Source organism: Bacillus cereus group sp. MYBK108-1 (assembly GCF_051917185.1).
In the GTDB taxonomy this organism is placed as follows: domain Bacteria; phylum Bacillota; class Bacilli; order Bacillales; family Bacillaceae_G; genus Bacillus_A; species Bacillus_A cereus.
On sequence record NZ_JBQAHZ010000001.1, the window covers coordinates 167,071 to 186,159 of the forward strand.

Genomic DNA, 19,089 nt, shown 5'->3' on the forward strand with positions numbered 1-19,089 from the left:
CTATGAAGGAAAAATTAGCTCTCGTTATTGTTCATGAAATATATGGTGTGAACGACCATATGCATCACGTTACCCAGCACTTTACTTCATCTCATATAGATGTATTCTGTCCTAATCTTCTACACTTACAACATGCATTTCATTACAGTGATGAAGAAAAAGCATATGAACATTTTGTAAATCATATTGGATTTGATGATGGAAAAAAGCAAATTGAAGAATTCATTTCTCATCTTTCTAGTAGTTATACACATATTGGACTTATCGGCTTTAGTGTTGGAGCTACCATCTCATGGCTATGTAGTAACAATCCGAAAATAGATTTTATTATCGGATGCTACGGTTCCCGTATACGTGACTATGTTCACATAAAGCCTACATGCGCTACACTACTTATATTCCCTGAAAAAGAAGCTAGTTTTTCAGTATCCGCTTTCATTCAAACATTGCAGCAACAGAATAACCCTTTATTAGAAATAAAACAACTACACGGTGAACATGGATTTCTAAATCCGTACACTGAAAAATATAACGGGCACTCTACAAAACAAGCATATAATGTAATAGATTCATTTCTTGTAAAAAACACTCTTATACAGGAGATGTAAATGACACTTACATTACTCTTACTTATTTTCATATTCATTGCCTTTTTCTCAGTGCTAACTATTATTTTCGTAACCGTAAAAAAGGGGGAGTTTTCCAAACGGCCCTACTTACAATCTATTATCGTTTGCATTTTTTTTACAAATTGGATTTTATATTTATCAACTTTTTATGCGTTACTTCCCGAGAAAGTTAGCGAGTTCCTATTCCTACCCATTTGGTTTTTCCTTTGTATTTTAGGTTTTATAACTTTCTTGTGCGAATGGAGAAATAATCGTGTATTTTCCATATGTATCGTTCTTCTTTCCTTTATTAGTTTTTTATTTGGGTTATTGTTGTTAGTTCTTTTGGGGATGTAATAGAAGAAGGAAGAAAAGCCAACTTTCAACTTTTCTTCCTTCTATGTTTACCTTTAGTTTTCACTGTCACTGATTCACAAGGTGTATAATATATTTGAGGTGTCGCCTTATCAACAAACATCATAAACGTAACGAAACCGATAATAAAGAAAATAAACAACGTTAACAAAATTGCTCCTATCGTTAAAAGTATCATAACACCACCCCTATATTTTCATGTTATTACACCTTTCGCTATTATATGAGCGTAATCCTTTTTAGAAAAAGAAACGTAACAAAATAATCACAACCACTCCTGTTAATACTGTACCTAATAAACTACGAGTATATATGGCTACAAGAAATGTTGGAATTGCTGCGATCAGGTAATCCCATTGCACCGTCTCATGCATAAATAATACTTGTGCTAAAAGTGCTGCTAATATTGCAATTGGTATGTAATTTAACCATTTTAAACCCCAGTCTGGAATTTGTAGTTTGCTAAATACGAGTAGAGGTAAAATACGTGGCACGAGTGTAACAGCTCCTGCTGCTAGTAAAAGTAATAATACATCTAATCTCATTTCCATTTTTCAATCACCACTCCAATCGTCGCAGCTAGTAAGGTTGCGATAATAACCGCTATACTATCTGGCATAAATAGGTGTGAAACGTATGCAAGTATAATCGCTACAATTGCAACACTTAAATGAATTGCTAGCTTTGGTTTACTACTTATGAGCTGAAGTACAAATAATCCGATAAACATTGCTGGTAATGCATAATCCATCCCGTATGTATGTGGATCTGGTATCCACTCACCAAATAGCCCGCCGATAATAGTAGCAAGAATCCAGTTTAAATAAGCCGTTACATTTAGCCCAATCATCCATCTTTCGCCTAAATATCCTTTTTGCGCTGCATGCTGCACTGCAACACCGAACGTTTCATCTGTAATTTGAGAACCGATTAGTAAGTTTTTAAATAGAGGCAGTTTCATAAAGTATGGCGCAAGCGCAGCACTCATAAGAAGGTGGCGCAAGTTAACAAAAAATACAGTAAAAATAATTGCGGAAGCAGGAGCACCGGCTGCATACATACCAGCTAATATAAATTGGGCAGAACCTGCATAAATTAAAGTCGACATAAACGCAATTTCAATGATGGAGAAACCAGCTGTTTTTGCAATTACACCAGCTGCTATACCGATGCTCAAGTAACCAAATACAGTTGGTAAACAATCTTTTACTCCTTGCTGAAATGTATCATCACTCTGCAAAGCTACATGTGCCTGAGCTTTACTCATCTCTATCATCCTCCATTCCTTCTAAAGTTCGTTTTCCTGTTACGACATGAACTAAATCTATATTTTCACGCCATAACGTATCTAACTTATCCGCCCCAAATTCCTTCGTGATTTCTTCAACCATAATATCGTGCCGCACATACTCTGTAGCAACGAGAACTAGCGCTGGGTCATACGTTGTAACGGCCCATGAAGTGCTATCATTTGAAAAGTTCGCAATTAATACTTCCTCTCCATCACGAGCAATAACAGTTAAATGACCACCCATTCTCTTTTCAACAACGTGGGGCGTCATATAATTATGGTGAAATGTCGCTCCTATCTTTGTTTCTGGAGCTCCAAATAAGATTGAGAATATATTCACACCTTCCTCTTCCTTTTGATGTATGTATGGCTCAATTTCATGCACTTGATCTTCCCATACAGAAATCCATAACTCTTCCTTTGCTCTACCAATTATATTGCATATTTCTTTTAAAACACGATCATTTGAGCGAATATGCGAAATTACATCAATCTGTCTTTCTTGTTCTAAACCATTTAATTTCTGGTCTAAAAACTCAAAGGACTTTTCAAAGTCTTTTCGCATTCGATTCATTAATTCGGTAGCTGGTACTGGTACATATTTAACTGGTTCAGAAGGTACAATATGCACCGCTCCTTTATCCATTAACTTACCGAGTACCTCGTAAATCATAGAACGAGGTACTCCTGTTTGTTTACTCACTTCATAGCCTGTTACTGGGGAATGTTTTAACAATCCAATATACGCTTTACATTCATACTGGGAAAATCCTAACTTTTGTAACTCCTTTATAATTTCATCCATCGGTAACCCCTCACAATCTAAATCGCCCTTACTTCAAAACGACGATTTTGCTTCCCTTTACTTTTTACTTTATCAATAACAAGTGTTCCTATTTCACTCGTATTTTTCACATGTGTGCCTCCACAAGCTTGTTCGTCTAAATTTTCAATTGTAACAATGCGGATTTCTTGGATAGTAGTTGGCAGGAGATTTATTGCTGTTTTAATCATTCCTACAGCATTTTCTGCTTCTTCGCGGCTCATATAACGAGTAGAAATTTCTTTATTTTGCTTAATAAGTTTATTCACTTCCTCAACAATTTCTTCTACTTCCACGCTCGATAACTCTTGTAACTCATTAAAATCGATACGTGCTTTATCAGGATAAATTTGATTTCCGGTGCATAGAGCTCCATACTTTTCATAAACAACAGCTCCGATAAGATGCAGTAAAGAGTGATGACGCATTAAATTATGACGTCTTTCCCAATTTATCTCTAATTTAACTGGACCTAATTTTACTTGAGCTTCATCTTTTATATAGTGAACTATTTCTCCTTGCTCCTTCTTTACTTTTTCAACTTCAAATACAGACCCATCTTGTACAATGACACCCGTATCACATTCTTGCCCTCCACCAGTTGGATAAAAAACTGTTTCCTTTACAAATACTTTATTCCCTTCTACTTTTATCACTTCTGTTTCGCAACTCGTTTTGTATGCATCTTCTAAATATAATGCCGTTGTCATACTCTCACCTCTTTAGTAGTTATAGTTATACCTACTAATATAAAAAAGAAGCTCCACAAAGTCAATTGATAATTCTGAAATTTAAAATTAATAAAAGACTCCTTTATTAGGAGTCCACTATCTCAATATTTCATTTGCTTCTTTTTCATAAATTTTATCAAATGACGTCATAACGCGCTGTGATGCTTGAATCATCTTTTGATCTGTCATAAGATCGGCCATCTCTTTCGTCATATCTACATTTGAATTTTCTAGCATATGATTTTTTACTATTCCTGTTCCGTTCGGTAAATTAGCAATGTTTCCTTCTGCTAATGTAAAGCTTTTATTTTCACGTTGCACGAGACGAGCATTCGTTTCTGCATCTACTGTTTTTGTTTGTAACTGTGCAATTACTATTCTCTTAATATCTGGTTTTTGCAAAGTTCCATCGTTAACTTCTCTATAAATTTCTCCATTATTAGATACGAAGAACTCAACATTTTCAGGAATACGAATACGCTCATTATTGACATCCATAACATAAGCACCTGAAGATGTTTGTAAATAACGATCACTATTTAATGTGAAACTACCATCTCTCGTTAAAAACGTTTCATCATTTTTAGAAGTAACAAAAAATGATGTTGTACCGGCCGCGCCGTCATCTAAAAAGAAATCTGTAGCGCTATTTGTCATTTGTATATTTCCTTGTACTAAATTCACATGCGTTGCAGCTGGTACTACAGCGTAATCGACCGAACCGATATTTGTTACCGCCCCATCTCCGCGGCGATATGTGTCTTGTACATCAAATACTTTAGACGTCATATTTTCTGCTTTAAATCCTGTCGTTTGAGCATTTGCAACGTTATTCGAATGAACATTAATGCGCTGCATGTAATTCATCATGCCCATAGAACCTATATAAAGACCGTTCATATTCGTTTGAATAAGGCAAGCGCCTTATTCTTCACCTCTTTTCTACGATGTTTGTAACATTTGTTTTGCTAAATGTTCAGCTGTAGCGATATGTATATTTTTCTTTATGTCTTGGCCATCTGTCATTAATACAATAGGAGCTGATGATACTGCTGGAATTTTCAACAATTCGCCACTACTTGCTGTTTCATCAAATTTCGTAAACACAATACCATCTATATGAATATCTTTAAAGTTTGTAATAATTTCAATCATATCTTTACTTTTCATTGAAGCTGATAACGTTAAACAAATATAATCTGGTTCTACTTGTCCCATCGTTTCAATCATTTCTTCCACTGTTTCTGACGTACGATAATTTTTCCCTGCTGTATCAATTAAAATATAATCGACGCGTGCTTCTTCTTTAAAATACGTAAGCGCTCTTGTCATTGCAGCTTCATCACGTACAGCAATTACTTCCGATCCAATTGTCTTTACGTTATCTTGCAATTGCTGCACTGTCCCTATGCGCGAATGATCGGTCGTTATAAAACCAACTGTTTTGTTCTTACCGTGAAATTGCCATGCCATTTTCGCAAGCGTCGTCGTTTTACCAACACCAGTTGGACCGATTAATGCAATTGTTTGTACTTCTTTTTCAAAGACGTTTTCCGTATTAAAATGAGATTTCATATCTTCCAATATGTACCTGACAACTTCTTCTTCCGTAATCATCGTTGCATTTTCAAACTTTATTTTTAACTTTTCAGCATATGCATGAATGAAATATTGTTCCACATCGTTTTGTTCTAGCATCCGAATTACTTTTTGAATAATAAACGGTACAGATTCTTGATTTTCTTTCTTTGGAGCTACTTCTTCTTTCTTTACTGGAACGACTTGTTTCACAACTTTTTTCTTTTTCGTTACTTTCGTTATTTCCGTTTCTTTCATCGGTTTCACAACGACGATTCCTTTTTCAAACAGCTTTAATAGTTTCTCTTTTTTTCTTGCCCATTCTTCACTATTTCCTGTTTGCATCGCCGCGTATGACATAGGAGTCGTTACGTTTTCTAAATTGTGCAGTACTGATTGAATTCCATTCGCCTTCACAATTTGTTCTGAAGGATCATTCACAACATCCATTAACTGTTCATGAAATTGAGCTGTACCTTCATTCACTTCTTCCTGTTTTTCTTCTGGAAAAGCAACTAACATTTCATAATCCTTTTTCCAAAAAAACGGTATATTTCGTTTTACACTTTCATCGACAACGTAATAATAATCTGTACCATATTGGTCAAATAACTTTCGATACAATTCATTTTTCGAAGCTGCTTTTATTCGCATTAACGCTTCTTTCTTTTCTGTACTTTCCATTACTTCACCCCCTACTATTCAATATAGGCAATTTGATCCACAACAATTTCTGGTGCTAATTCGCTAATACAAAGTACTTGTGCTTCCACTTGATAACGTTCTAGCAGTCTTACAATCGCAAATCTAAAATCTTTTCTACGTGTTAATAACACTGGTTCTCTTCCCATTAAACGTGCTTGTTTAAAGACGCGCTGCACTTGCTCAACGACACGTGTTTCTAAATCTAAATCCCAGTTTAATAAGTAACCTTGATATGAATTATTCACAACATCCGCATCTAACTCGATTGAATCAGAGAAGAGCGCTGCATATATTTTTCCGTCTGGATTTTTCGCATTTTCACAAATAACTTTTGAAATACATTCACGAACAAATGATGTCACACCGTCAACGTGGTTTTGATAAATTTCTTTGCCGTCAATAATACCTTCAATAATTGTTGGTAAATCACGAATAGAAATACCTTCTTTTAGAAGTTGTTTAATAACATTTTGAACGAGTGATAAATCAATTTCTTTCTTCTTAATCTCTTCTAATAGAACGCCATTATCATTTTCAAGCGAATTAATTAAGTCTTTTACATGTTGGCGCTGAATTAATTCGTGAAGATTACGTCTAACGACAACATCTAAATGTGTAATTAATATGCTAAGTGGCTCTAACACTTGATAGCCTTTCATTTGTGCATCTTGCACCATATGCTCTAAAATCCAATATCCATCTTCACCGAAAATTGGATCTTTCGCTGGCTCTGCATCTAAATCAGCCATTACGTTTGGCGTTTTCAATGCTAATAAATAACCTGATTTTAAAACACCCTCAGCCGCCTTCGCACCTTTAATTCGAATAATGTAACGTCCGCGTGGTCTAAAACTCGTATTATCTTTAAAGTTAATTCCAGGAACGTTAATACCAAGGTCAGTAATAATTGACTTCCTCATAAGAACAACTTTATCACGCGCTGTTTCCCCGTTAATTTTCTGCTTTACAAGTGCTGCTAAATCTAAACCGAGTTCTACTATAATTGGATATTTATCCGTAAATACTCCAAATGAATCTTCCACTTGTTGCAGTTGCTCATCTTCGCCTTGAATCATTTCTATTTCTTTTTGAAGCTCGTCTTCTTTTTCTTTCTTTATTCGATTTTTATTACGAATGCCCAAGAAGATAATCGTTCCGCCAACAAGTGCGAATGGTAGAAACGGTAGCGGAGTAAAAATACCCATTGCGATAAACAAACCACCGAGCGCATATACAACAACTTCATGTGCTAATAACTCTTTAAAGATTCCTTCCGTTACCGTATCCGGTGAACCATCAAATACACGCGTTACGATAATACCTGTTGAAATCGCAAGCATAAGCGATCCAATTTGGTTTACGATTCCGTCACCGACAGTTAACTGTGTATAATGAAGAGCCGCATCTGCAAAGCTCATTCCTTGCTGCATCATTCCGACAATTAAACCGAAAATAATGTTTACGAATAAAATGACAATCCCGAAAATAACGTCCCCTTTAATGAACTTTCCGGCACCATCCATCGCTCCATAAAACTCTGTTTCCATATTTAATTTTTTTCGTTTTGCTTGTGCATCTTTTTCTGAAATAATACGCTGGTTTAAATCAGCATCGATAGACATTTGTTTCCCTGGTAAAGAGTCAAGTGTAAAACGAGCTGCTACTTCAGCTGTACGCGATGCACCGTTTGCAACGATAAACTGGAATATGATTAATACTGTAAAAATAACGATACCAATTAATAAGTTTCCGCCAATTACGAACTGGCCGAACTCTTCAATAACATGACCGGCATTTCCGTCTGTCAAAATCGCTCGCGTCGTCGAAACGTTAATCGATACGCGGAAAATCCCGATTAATAACAACATCGTCGGAAATGACTTTAATTCATCCCACTCGTTAATACTTGTCGCTCGCATATAAATAAGTACTGACATACTTAGTAGAAAAACGATAATGATATCAAGTATAAATGGTGGAAGTGGAATTAAGAGCGCCACTACGAATGACGCTGCTAAAAAGATAGAAAAATAGGTTCTTGCAGAATCTATCTTAAACAAAGAGATCTCCTCCAAACGCGCTATTATACTTCAAGTTCATTCGTCTGAATTAAATAGCGCATAACTTCAATTACAGCTACATATAAATCTTCTGGAATCGCCTCATCTTCCTCGACTTGATAATATAAAGAACGAGCAAGCGGACGGTTTTCCACCATTGGTATTTCTTGTTCACGGGCAAGCGTTCGTATATATAATGCGAGCTCATCTTCCCCTTTTGCAACGACAATTGGTGCTGCATCAACGTGTTTATTGTAACGAAGTACGACCGAAATATGAGTCGGGTTATTTACAATAAATGTTGCGCCATCCATCTTCTTCGCAATTGTTCCTTGCAAGATTGCATGCATAAAGTTTTTTCGTTTCCCTTTTACTTGCGGGTCCCCTTCATTATCTTTATGCTCTTGTTTCACTTCTTCTTTTTTCATCTTAATATCTTGTTCGTACTCCCATTTTTGATAAATAAAATCAATAATAGAAAGAACGATTAAAATAATTAAAATTGCTAAGAAAATAAATTTAATTTCCCTAATAATTTCAGTAAGTGATGCAGTCCAGTTAAATCCAATCATACTGACGATTTTCTCTAAATTCTTTTTAAAAAGAACATAAGCGACGTAACCGATTAATCCCATATAAAATAGTGCTTTCAAAATATCAACTAAACTTTTACGACTAAACAGTCTCGTAAAATAGTTTTTCGGATTAATACGTGACGCCTTCGGTTTAATGACTTTAGAAGAAAATAGGAAACCGACTTGAATCATATAATTGAATAAATGAAAAGCGTATACGAGTATTAATATCGGAGCCGATACTTTCAGTAATAAAATCCCCATTAAATAAAAATACTCGGTTGAATCTGTATTTTTTCCAATTTGATCAAACAGCACCGCTACGGAATTCGCAATCTCATACCCTAGCCAATCTCCGAAGAAATAAACGACAACTGCTAATACGAGAATGGAAAATAAATTATTTAAATCTTTACTCCGGGCAATATTCCCTTCTTCACGCGATTTTTTACGCTTCTGCGGGGTGGCCTTTTCTGTTTTATTATCCTTTGCCATGCGCGTCCCCCTACTTCGTTAAGAAAAAGTTAAATAGTTTCGTATATTCTTCAAGTAATACATCCGTCATATTTTTAAACACATAACCGAGCATCGGTACACTCATCGCAATAAACAAAATACCACATGTAATTTTAATTACATATGCATTCATAAAAACGTTTAATTGCGGAGCGTTTTTTGCAATTAAAATTAGAACAAAGTTAATGATGAATAAACTTCCCATCAGCGGCAGAGCAATTTCAACCGCTGATGTGATCGCAAATAATAGCGTTGCGAGTAGACTATCTAAAAAACTAGTCGTCAGCAATTTTGAAATCGCCTCTGTATATTGAAACGACTTTAAAATCGTGGCAACGAAATAATTAATGCCGCCAAGTGAAATAAAAATAATGAGAAAAAATATATCAAAAATGGTTGATAGTAAAGTAGACTGTGAGCCCGCATTTACATCAAACAAACTTGCTTGTGATAAACCGATATCAAAGTCTAAAATATGCCCTGCCATTTTTGGAATGTTCCACAGCATTTCTACAATTTTTGAAAGTGATAATCCAATTACAATTTGCGTTCCTGCATAAGCTGCAACGTCCCAAACTGTCTTGATGTGAGAGACATCCACTTGATCGGCCACTGTAATTGAAAGAGCAAGTCCAACTGTAACCTTCGCCATTGCTGGAATGGATCGTCCTGAGAAAAACGGTAAAAAATATAAAAATGAAGTAATGCGGCAAAACGCAAAAAACGTCGCCGCCCATAATTCCATATTCATTTCAGTTCACCTATCTTAGTACGAACGCAATAGCGATGGGATTTTATCAAATAAATCTAAAATAAGCGTCGTTAACTCTTGAAACATCCACGGTCCTAAAATGATAATAACGAGGACAATACTCGCCATTTTCGGTAAAAATGTCAGCGTTTGCTCTTGAATTTGCATCATCGCCATAATGACAGCGATGATAATAACGACAATCATACTTACGCCGGCAACCGGCATTAAAATCATAACCCCTTTATAAAAAAAGGTTTGAAAAATATCTATAATTGGTGACGTATTCATTTATATGACTCCTATCACATAGCATCAAACGCTTCAGGCGACCGTTTTAAACATAATGTCGACGATTTTTGTATATCCACCTAAATATACGAAAACAAGTATTTTAAACGGTAAACTTAAAATCATCGGCGGTACCATCATCATCCCGAGGTACATTAAAAGTGTACTAATAATCAAATCTATAAATACAAACGCTAAATAAATGAACATCCCTGTTAGTAAACCCTTTTGAATTTGCGTTAACGTAAAGGATGGTACGAGTGTAAATAAGGAAAGATCTTTCAAATCTTTTGGCAACTCTTCTCCGCGTACTTTCAACATCATTTTTAAATCATGCTTATACGTATGCTTTGACATATATTCTTTCATAATAGGAGCTGTCGTCTCCGCAGCTTGACTTACCGTTATTTTCTCTTTCGTCATCGGATCCCACACATCGCTCTTCAGTTGCCCAAGTACAGGCTGCATCGTAAAGAGTGATAAAAATAATGCAAGTCCAACAAGCACTTGGTTTGGTGGTAAATTCATTACCCCAAGTCCTTGACGTGTAATCCCTAGAACGATCATAAAATAAGTAAAATGTGTAAATAATAGAACGATAGAAGAAGATAATGATAAAAGGGTAACGAGTGCAAATAGTTGTACACTTGAATTACTCGTAAACTCTTTTCCATTTTCGAAATTAATAAAACCGTTCGGGGCTGCATACGCTGGATTTACAAAAATAATTGAAAAAACGATAGAAAATACGAAAATAACGGCTAATAATGATAACTGTTTCTTTATTCTCATGATGGATCCTCTACTTTTTTCGTTTCAGTCTTCACCGCGTCTTCTAGTGCTTGTTGAAACTGATTTCCTGTTCCGGTTAATTGCACAGACTGTACACCGTTATTACTAATAACAGTGAACACTTGCTTTCCGTCCACTTCAAATAAAAAGGCACTCGTTTGATGATTTAAATACACGCCGTCTTTTACTTGTATATGGCCATTTTCACCCTGCTTAAAAAACTGCTGTTTGCGCGTCTTTTTCGTCATATAATATGCACCGTAACCGAGCGCACCAAACAGTAAAACGACTTGAAATAAGGTCGTCATATACGACATATGACTCCTCCTCTACTCTTTATCTTGCATTTGACTTTGCGCTTTCATGAGCGCCGCTTGTTTCTTATCAGCTTCAATTTCAGAAATGATAATACCGAATTTCTCGTCCATTACGATTGCTTCACCGATGCCGACTTTCATATTACTTAAATACACATCTACTTTATGTCCTAAGTTTTTCTCTACTTCCAGAACATCGCCAACTTTTAACTGCTTCACATCACCAAGTGTAATAGATGACTTTCCAAGCTTTACACCAAGTTCAATCGAAATATCTGAAACAGTATCAATATGTGCTTTACCTGCTTCATTTCGCTTTCCTGCAAAATCTTCTAATCCCATTAATGACACGGGAGATACTTCATGCTTCATATGGATCCTCCTACTCTACAAAACTTTTAAATAGGAGCGCCTTACGCGTTCCATCTTTTCCAATAAAACAATTAAATTTATGCTTTCCATCTACATAACCAAGTAATTCATCCGAAACTTTCGTATGAAGCGGAATTATATCGCCTTCTTCAATTTGTTCAATCTCACTCATTTTCATTTTCTGCTCACCAATTGCAACGTGAACAGGTTTGTACACTTGATTTACTTTCACTTCCACTTCAGACGTATACTTTTTACGTTTATCTGAAGAATGTTCGACAATATTTTCAGACGTTAACTTATCCATAATTTCTTCAACAGATAAGAATGGAATTCCGATACGCACCGTCGTATTCCAAAAATCTGTTTTCATATTTACGTTAAGTAATGAAATGATATCGCTCGCTGTCGTAATCTTTAGTGCATTCGGATCTGTTTCCGTCGTTACAAATTTCGGTTCAATCGCAACAACACTTTCAAATGATTGCTCTAAATTTTTACAAAGAAGCAAGAATATATTATCAAGCGTTAAAAACTCAAACGCTGTTAACGGTCTGCGCATCGTAAAGTTACGTTTACTATCTCCGCCAAGCCAACATTCATGAATATAAATAACGAATGCTAAATCAATCTCAATAACAATTTCTCCAAGCTCTGGTAAACCGAGATCAATTACGCAATATAAATAATAATCTTTCGGCATCTTCTCCACATACTCACTCGTAAATGGAACTTGCTCAACTGTTGAAGGCTCTAGTTCAATTGGAATACGCATACGCGCTGATAACGTCTGTGACGTCTGTTTTCCAAACGTAGAAGCAATCGCTTGCAAACTACGTAAATGCTCAACACCGAACTTCTCTGGTCTATTAAAATCATACTCTTGAAATTTCTCTTGCTTTCCTGCTTCTTGTGCGAAAGCTGGCATTTCCTCGCCTTCATTTACCGCCTTCAGCAGGGCATCAATTTGCTCTTGGCTTAATTTTTCGCCACTCATGACAATCCCCTTCCCTACCTTTTCAATTCAACGATTTCAACGTACATCTTTCCATTCTTCGTCAAAATCTTTCCGGTTCCAATCTCTTCATTCTCAAGCATAAGACGCACCGTATTTTTCGTTGAATTTTCAAGACGATACAATGTACCTTTCGTAATATGAAGCAGATCTTCAATTTTCTTTTTCGTATTTCCGATTTCAAAATAAATTGTTAACGGAATATCATCTTGTAATTTCAAATCTAGCCAACTCCCATATCATGTTCACGAAAATTTCATGTTCTCTCTATATATGAAACTTCTTATTTTGAAACGTCGATATTTAATATTTTTTTAATATATCCTTGCGTTTCTTTAAATGGCGGTACGCCTCCGTACTTTCTCACATTACCAGGACCAGCATTATAAGAAGCAAGCGCCAATACTAAGTCGCCGTTATTTTTCTTTAAATAACCGCTTAACTCTTTCACGCCACCTTCAATACTTTCAGCTGGTGAAAAGGGATTCTTCACACCCATCTCCTTCACATTCGCTGGCATAAGCTGCATAAGACCCATCGCACCGGCATGTGACACCGTTTTCGGATTAAAATTAGACTCTACTTCAATCATTTTTTGAATTAACGTTTTTGGAATTCCATATGTACGACTTACACGATCAATAATATCCTCATACTTCCCTTCATTGGAAGAACGTATTTTTTGAATATTATACTTCTTCGTTAATCCCCACGTATCAGCAGCCTCATTTTTCGTTTCTGGGAAACGTCGTTCAAACTCTTTTTGCGCAACTTGCACTTCATCTGCTTTCTTCGTTTCACCCTTTTCTTCGGGCTTACTCGCTTCATCTACTTTATTAATAGATTGTTCCGGCTTATTAACAACCGTTTCTATTTTCGTAGATTGTACCGGCTGACTCATATCCTCTACTTTTGCCGGCTGCGTAGTTTCTTTCGTCTCCTTCGCAGGCTCACTCTGCAACTTCTCTTGAAAACGACTACTAACAAATGCTTGTGGACTACTTAGCTTTTGCTGAATTTGCCCTTTCTTATATGCAAGCACTTCTTTTACTATATTTCCAACTATCATAATATCACCTTTTCGGAAAACAAAGATAATCTAATATTAGAGTTTTTTTTTAAAGTTTGCAATAATCCTTTTAATAATTATGTAATAAAAAAATGAATATATTGTTAAACTGTTATTTTTTTATATTTATTAATTCGAATTTTTAGTTGACACCCGCTATGACAGGGATTACAATAAATCTCGAAATTGATTTTTTCGCATATTATCGTTTTTCAATTTGCAGAAAAGTCAATATAAAAAAATGGGGGTTTCTTAACATGAGAATTAATACAAACATTAACAGCATGCGTACTCAAGAGTACATGCGCCAAAACCAAGCTAAAATGAGCAACGCTATGGACCGTTTATCAAGTGGTAAACGTATCAACAACGCTTCTGACGATGCAGCAGGTCTTGCAATCGCAACTCGTATGCGTGCTCGTGAAAGTGGATTAGGAGTAGCAGCTAATAACACGCAAGACGGTATTTCATTAATCCGTACTGCTGATTCAGCAATGAACTCAGTATCTAACATCTTACTTCGTATGCGTGACCTTGCAAACCAATCTGCAAATGGTACAAATACTAACGAAAACCAAGCTGCATTAAACAAAGAGTTTGATGCATTAAAAGAACAAATCGATTATATTTCTACAAACACTGAGTTCAATGATAAAAAATTATTAGATGGTTCAAATAAAACTATCGCAGTTCAAACATTAGATAATGCTGATACAAGTAAGCAAATCAACATCAACTTATCTAATGTTTCTACTAAAGAATTAGGACTTGATACTTTATCTATTGGAACTGATAAAGTAGAAAAAACAGTATATGATGCAACTACAAAAGCATTTGCTGATCTTGGAGCAAAAACAGGTGCTAATAAGGCCGCATTTGATGCAGATGTAACTGCTGCTATGAAAGAATTCGATAAGGTTAAACCATTCATGTCTGCAGACGATGTAAAGAAAATTGAAACGAAACTTGAAGACTACAATAAAGCAAATGATGCTGGTGCACAAGCTGCTGCACAAGCACTTGGTAAAGAATTTGCTACATTAACAAAACTTGAGACTACAGATCTTAAAGCTAATGCTTCTGGTGCAATCGCATCTATCGATACAGCATTAAAAAATATTGCTTCTAACCGTGCAACTCTAGGTGCTACATTAAACCGTCTAGACTTTAACGTAAACAACCTGAAGAGCCAATCTTCTTCTATGGCTTCAGCTGCTTCTCAAATCGAAGACGCTGACATGGCGAAAGAAATGTCTGAAATGACTAAGTTCAAAATCTTGAACGAAGCTGGAATCAGCATGCTTTCTCAAGCAAACCAAACTCCACAAATGGTTTCTAAATTATTACAATAAGCCATTTGAGTTAGTTTCCTGAATAAACCTCTCTGCTTGCGGAGAGGTTTATTTTTTCTATATAGATAGATTGAAAGATTTTTTAACTTAAAGAGAAGCTCTAGCCATATTTAGTAGCGGTCAGGGCCTATTTTATTCTCGTTCGGTGTATGAAAACAAAAAGATAAAGTGAGAATAAGTCTCTTTTTCTCTTCATAGCCGTTTATTAGCTTTTGAATATTGATTATATCAATCTATAAGGAGTGTCTATTATGCGTATTGGTACGAATGTTTTGAGTATGAATGCTAGGCAGTCGTTGTATGAGAATGAGAAGCATATGAATGTTGCAATGGAGCATTTGGCGACTGGTAAGAAGTTGAACAACGCTTCGGATAATCCCGCAAATATCGCAATTGTTACTCGGATGCATGCGAGAGCAAGTGGTATGCGTGTGGCGATTCGTAATAATGAAGATGCGATATCGATGCTTCGCACGGCGGAAGCTGCCCTTCAAACTGTGACAAATATTTTACAGCGTATGCGTGATTTAGCCGTTCAATCTGCGAACGGTACAAATTCAAATAAAAACCGTCATTCGCTGAATAAAGAGTTTCAGTCTTTAACAGAACAAATTGGCTATATTGGCGAGACGACTGAGTTTAATGATTTATCTGTATTTGACGGTCAAAACCGCCGTGTTACATTAGACGATATCGGTCATACGGTACATATATCAAAATCTATTCCCCCTTCCCCTACACAACATGACATCAAGATTTCAACGGAACAAGAAGCAAGAACGACAATTCGTAAAATCGAAGAGGCTTTGCAAAGTGTGTCACTTCATCGTGCCGACCTTGGCTCTATGATAAATCGTTTACAGTTTAATATTGAAAATTTAAATAGCCAAAGTATGGCGTTAACAGATGCTGCATCTCAAGTTGAAGATGCAGACATGGCGCAGGAGATGAGTGATTTTTTAAAGTTCAAATTATTGACTGAAGTTGCGCTTAGTATGGTTTCACAAGCGAACCAAATTCCGCAAATGGTTTCTAAACTACTACAATCGTAAAAATTCATCTTCCTTCTTTGGAACGATTCCATACAAAATAAAAGGGAAATACATATAAACTATGTATCTCCCTTTTATTTTGTACCCAAATTTTATTACTGTGTTACGGTCATAACTTGTCCGCTACGATCAACCATAATTTTCATTTTACCGTCCTGTGCATTATATAGCCCTAGTTTATGTAATTCCATTTTACAATCTTGTACGAAAGTTGGTAATTTACGAATTTGATCAATATCAGAACTTGTAATGAAATGAATTAAAAGCTGCGTCATACCTTTAATATCTTGTACAAGCTCTTCTTTCTCTCGTTTTAACCTTTCGTTTTCTAGTTGTAACGACTGCAATTCACCTTCTAAGCTACGTGTATTCTTTTCTTCTCTAGAACGCCCTGCTGCCATGCTAGAAAGCTTATAAATACCTTCCATAAACTGATGTAGTTCGTCTTCTTTTCTTTCACTACACTGATTAATTGTTTCAAAGTTATCAACGATACCAGATATAACTGTTACAAGATTTTTTTCATCCTCTTTATGCTGGATTTCTTCTTTTAATTCGTACTCGTTTTCTTGTTTTCTTGCAACAATTGTCTCTTTTACTGGTATATATTTTCGCTTTCGTCCTGGTTTTTGTTTTTCAATATTTTCAAACGGTATTTCACGTTTTTTCAATTTATAATACGTATTTTGCAATTGACTTTCTGTTTTTGGAAAAAGATTTAGTTCATTTTTACTTACGTATTTTGAAATATTTAAAATGTTTAAACCGTGACGTTGACAAAATTGATATACTGCATACAGTAGCTCTAGTTCAGACTTCAGCCATGTAATTGCTGATTTTTCATATGCTCGCATCCCGCCATTTTTTTCTATATCTATTTGAAATAATACCATTCTATTATGCACATCAACTAATTCTTCATACTTTACTTGGAATTCTTTTTCTATTTTTTTTAATTCCACCTCTAGTTGCATATCGTTCATTTTATTATTTGACATGTTTTGTAAAAGACCTAATACATTAATTGCTGTGTGGTGATACATAATCTGTGCCACTCCCCCTCATCCTTTCACAATTCTCATCTGACTCCCATGTCTTTTAAGAAAATAGCAATTTTTACATATCCATATTATAACAGTTCGAAATTATCTGTCAAATAATTAACATACAAAAATGTATAGAAAGTATAAAAAATTGGAAAATGTTTTTTATTAATATGTAAAATTGCATATTAATTACATTTAATTATATTATATGGTATTTTGAATATTTTTTCACCGAAAAAATTTGCGTTACCACGAAATATTACTAAAATAACCATCGAAAATACGTTTGCTTATATTTTTAAATCAAAAATCTTCAAATGAAGATTTTTTCATACATACAGCGCCAAACACCCCAGAAACCTTTCATTTTTCTACCAGCTTAAAGTATAGAATACTAAAAAGGAATTAGCCATATGTAGCATTGGCTAATTCCTTCCTCTCTCTAACAGAATAGAGTTATAACCCCAGTCTTCAAATCCTCAATCGAAGTCTCACTTCTTCTTACCTAAAACTACTTCATACCTCTGAACTCACATCGAATGAGACTCTATTAATCACTGAAAACTTCCTTACATAAGTAGTTCCTCTATTCCTACTAAATAGAAAAATGTTATACTCCAGCTCTTCTACTTACCTATAACCACTTCATATCTCTGGTCTCAACATCGCATAGGGCTCTATTAAGCACTGACCGCTCAACACTTGGCTAGAGCTTCTATTCCGGCTAAATAGAAACTTTTAAAGTACTAACTTATCAACTAAACCAATTAGCTCTTGAATATCTGGCTTACTTACTTGAGCATTTGCTCCTACAGCTTCACCTTTATGGAATAATTCATTTGTAATTAATGAAGAGAAAATAATGACTGGTAAACGATTCATTACTTCACTATCCTTAACCACTTTCGTTAAATGATGTCCATCCATTTTTGGCATTTCAATATCCGTAATTAGCAAGTGAATATGTTCAAACATTTTTTCGCCTTGCTCTTTCGCTAATTTTTCAATTTGTGCTAACGCTTCTGCACCATTGCTGAAGAAGTTCATTTTCGTATATCCAGCTGATGATAATGTTTCTTCTAATATTTGGCGAAGCATCGCTGAATCTTCTGCAATATAAATTACTTTTTCAGCTCGATCTGTTTTTTGTTCTAACCCTGCAATTGATTTATTGTCATAACCAGTGCCGCTAATTTCACATACAATTTTTTCATAATCTAATAGTAAGATGATTTTGCCATCTAGTTTTACAATACCAGATGTCGTTTCTTCTAGTCCCATAGATAATGAAGCTGGTTCATCAATTTGTTCCCACGAAATACGTTGAATACGATGCACTTCATCAACGCGGAAAATAACTTTCATTTGGTTTAATTCTGAGATGATAAATTTCGTTTGATCAAGTGGCTTTGTTGACTTTAAATTAAGAGCCATTGCCAAGTTAATAACAGGTAAAATTTCACCACGTACTTGAACAACACCTTCAACTGCATGATGAGATTCTGGCACAGTTGTAACAGGGAATGGATTAATGATTTCACGTACTTTCATAACATTAATACTAAATAGGTTTTCACCAACAGTATACGTAACAATCTCTAATTCATTTGTTCCGCTTTCTAATAAAATACTTTGTGCTTGTGACATAAAGGTGTCGCTCCCCTTCCATTAATTCCGTATATCTAATTATTAAGCTTTATAAAAGAGAAAAAGTCAACTACCTATATAAAAAATATAGATAGTCGAACGATTCATTTTATTAAAAAACAA

The 19,089-nt window shown here is 35.3% G+C and carries 23 protein-coding genes; 4 read left to right on the forward strand and 19 right to left on the reverse strand.

Going from position 1 to position 19,089, the window contains the following annotated elements:
• The first annotated feature begins 2 nt into the window (after positions 1-2).
• Positions 3-608, forward strand: a complete 606-nt coding sequence (locus tag ACTFSL_RS00800) for a dienelactone hydrolase family protein (RefSeq protein WP_071739721.1) — start codon at positions 3-5, stop codon at positions 606-608.
• Entirely contained in the window at positions 609-965 is a 357-nt protein-coding gene (locus ACTFSL_RS00805) for a hypothetical protein (protein ID WP_088338804.1), read from the forward strand.
• A 25-nt stretch (positions 966-990) separates the two neighbouring features.
• On the opposite strand, the gene ACTFSL_RS00810 is transcribed toward ACTFSL_RS00805, so the two are convergent.
• The 17 genes from ACTFSL_RS00810 to ACTFSL_RS00890 all read right to left on the reverse strand — a co-directional run bounded on the left by ACTFSL_RS00810 (position 991) and on the right by ACTFSL_RS00890 (position 13,869).
• Entirely contained in the window at positions 991-1,161 is a 171-nt protein-coding gene (locus ACTFSL_RS00810) for a DUF3951 domain-containing protein (protein WP_000602244.1), read from the reverse strand.
• 61 nt (positions 1,162-1,222) lie between these two features.
• Positions 1,223-1,534: an AzlD domain-containing protein gene (locus ACTFSL_RS00815; protein WP_000425946.1), complete on the reverse strand. Its 312-nt coding sequence runs from the start codon at positions 1,532-1,534 to the stop codon at positions 1,223-1,225.
• A complete protein-coding gene (locus tag ACTFSL_RS00820; RefSeq protein ID WP_088338805.1) occupies positions 1,525-2,250 on the reverse strand; it encodes an AzlC family ABC transporter permease in 726 nt (241 codons plus the stop codon). The genes ACTFSL_RS00815 and ACTFSL_RS00820 overlap by 10 nt, the downstream gene beginning before the upstream one ends.
• Complete coding sequence (locus ACTFSL_RS00825; protein ID WP_000343381.1) at positions 2,243-3,079, reverse strand: TrmB family transcriptional regulator; 837 nt, start codon at positions 3,077-3,079, stop codon at positions 2,243-2,245. The genes ACTFSL_RS00820 and ACTFSL_RS00825 overlap by 8 nt, the downstream gene beginning before the upstream one ends.
• A gap of 17 nt (positions 3,080-3,096) precedes the next feature.
• Complete coding sequence (locus ACTFSL_RS00830; RefSeq protein WP_000205380.1) at positions 3,097-3,807, reverse strand: alanyl-tRNA editing protein; 711 nt, start codon at positions 3,805-3,807, stop codon at positions 3,097-3,099.
• A gap of 117 nt (positions 3,808-3,924) precedes the next feature.
• Complete coding sequence (locus ACTFSL_RS00835; protein ID WP_001013939.1) at positions 3,925-4,728, reverse strand: flagellar basal-body rod protein FlgG; 804 nt, start codon at positions 4,726-4,728, stop codon at positions 3,925-3,927.
• A 42-nt stretch (positions 4,729-4,770) separates the two neighbouring features.
• Complete coding sequence (gene flhF / locus ACTFSL_RS00840) at positions 4,771-6,090, reverse strand: flagellar biosynthesis protein FlhF (RefSeq protein WP_088338806.1); 1,320 nt, start codon at positions 6,088-6,090, stop codon at positions 4,771-4,773.
• 14 nt (positions 6,091-6,104) lie between these two features.
• The gene (flhA, locus tag ACTFSL_RS00845; protein WP_000472534.1) at positions 6,105-8,171 is read right to left on the reverse strand and encodes a flagellar biosynthesis protein FlhA; all 2,067 of its coding nucleotides are present in this window, start codon (positions 8,169-8,171) and stop codon (positions 6,105-6,107) included.
• A 23-nt stretch (positions 8,172-8,194) separates the two neighbouring features.
• Positions 8,195-9,241 carry a flagellar type III secretion system protein FlhB gene (gene flhB, locus ACTFSL_RS00850; protein ID WP_063536043.1) on the reverse strand — a complete coding sequence of 349 codons (1,047 nt, stop codon included), beginning with the start codon at positions 9,239-9,241 and terminating at the stop codon, positions 8,195-8,197.
• A 10-nt stretch (positions 9,242-9,251) separates the two neighbouring features.
• Entirely contained in the window at positions 9,252-10,013 is a 762-nt protein-coding gene (locus tag ACTFSL_RS00855) for a flagellar biosynthetic protein FliR (protein ID WP_001055718.1), read from the reverse strand.
• A gap of 15 nt (positions 10,014-10,028) precedes the next feature.
• Positions 10,029-10,304 carry a flagellar biosynthetic protein FliQ gene (locus tag ACTFSL_RS00860; RefSeq protein WP_001098085.1) on the reverse strand — a complete coding sequence of 92 codons (276 nt, stop codon included), beginning with the start codon at positions 10,302-10,304 and terminating at the stop codon, positions 10,029-10,031.
• 33 nt (positions 10,305-10,337) lie between these two features.
• Entirely contained in the window at positions 10,338-11,096 is a 759-nt protein-coding gene (locus ACTFSL_RS00865) for a flagellar type III secretion system pore protein FliP (RefSeq protein WP_001220582.1), read from the reverse strand.
• Entirely contained in the window at positions 11,093-11,413 is a 321-nt protein-coding gene (locus tag ACTFSL_RS00870; protein WP_000121178.1) for a hypothetical protein, read from the reverse strand. The genes ACTFSL_RS00865 and ACTFSL_RS00870 overlap by 4 nt, the downstream gene beginning before the upstream one ends.
• 12 nt (positions 11,414-11,425) lie before the next feature.
• The gene (gene fliN / locus ACTFSL_RS00875; RefSeq protein ID WP_000680010.1) at positions 11,426-11,785 is read right to left on the reverse strand and encodes a flagellar motor switch protein FliN; all 360 of its coding nucleotides are present in this window, start codon (positions 11,783-11,785) and stop codon (positions 11,426-11,428) included.
• Positions 11,786-11,795: 10 nt separating this feature from the next.
• Positions 11,796-12,782 carry a flagellar motor switch protein FliM gene (gene fliM / locus ACTFSL_RS00880; protein ID WP_063536042.1) on the reverse strand — a complete coding sequence of 329 codons (987 nt, stop codon included), beginning with the start codon at positions 12,780-12,782 and terminating at the stop codon, positions 11,796-11,798.
• Positions 12,783-12,796: 14 nt separating this feature from the next.
• Positions 12,797-13,021 carry a flagellar motor switch protein FliN gene (locus ACTFSL_RS00885; RefSeq protein ID WP_000775712.1) on the reverse strand — a complete coding sequence of 75 codons (225 nt, stop codon included), beginning with the start codon at positions 13,019-13,021 and terminating at the stop codon, positions 12,797-12,799.
• Positions 13,022-13,083: 62 nt separating this feature from the next.
• On the reverse strand, positions 13,084-13,869 hold the full coding sequence (locus ACTFSL_RS00890; RefSeq protein WP_025687743.1) for a lytic transglycosylase domain-containing protein: 786 nt from the start codon (positions 13,867-13,869) through the stop codon (positions 13,084-13,086).
• A gap of 257 nt (positions 13,870-14,126) precedes the next feature.
• Here ACTFSL_RS00890 and ACTFSL_RS00895 point away from each other — a divergent pair, with 257 nt between their 5' ends.
• Positions 14,127-15,221: a flagellin N-terminal helical domain-containing protein gene (locus ACTFSL_RS00895; RefSeq protein WP_088338807.1), complete on the forward strand. Its 1,095-nt coding sequence runs from the start codon at positions 14,127-14,129 to the stop codon at positions 15,219-15,221.
• 251 nt (positions 15,222-15,472) lie between these two features.
• Complete coding sequence (locus ACTFSL_RS00900) at positions 15,473-16,273, forward strand: flagellin N-terminal helical domain-containing protein (RefSeq protein WP_088338808.1); 801 nt, start codon at positions 15,473-15,475, stop codon at positions 16,271-16,273.
• 95 nt (positions 16,274-16,368) lie between these two features.
• Here the strand turns inward: ACTFSL_RS00900 and ACTFSL_RS00905 are convergent, their stop codons facing one another.
• On the reverse strand, positions 16,369-17,316 hold the full coding sequence (locus ACTFSL_RS00905; protein WP_440041234.1) for a DNA-binding domain-containing protein: 948 nt from the start codon (positions 17,314-17,316) through the stop codon (positions 16,369-16,371).
• A gap of 741 nt (positions 17,317-18,057) precedes the next feature.
• Positions 18,058-18,966 carry a chemotaxis protein gene (locus tag ACTFSL_RS00910; protein WP_000075943.1) on the reverse strand — a complete coding sequence of 303 codons (909 nt, stop codon included), beginning with the start codon at positions 18,964-18,966 and terminating at the stop codon, positions 18,058-18,060.
• Positions 18,967-19,089: the final 123 nt, after the last annotated feature.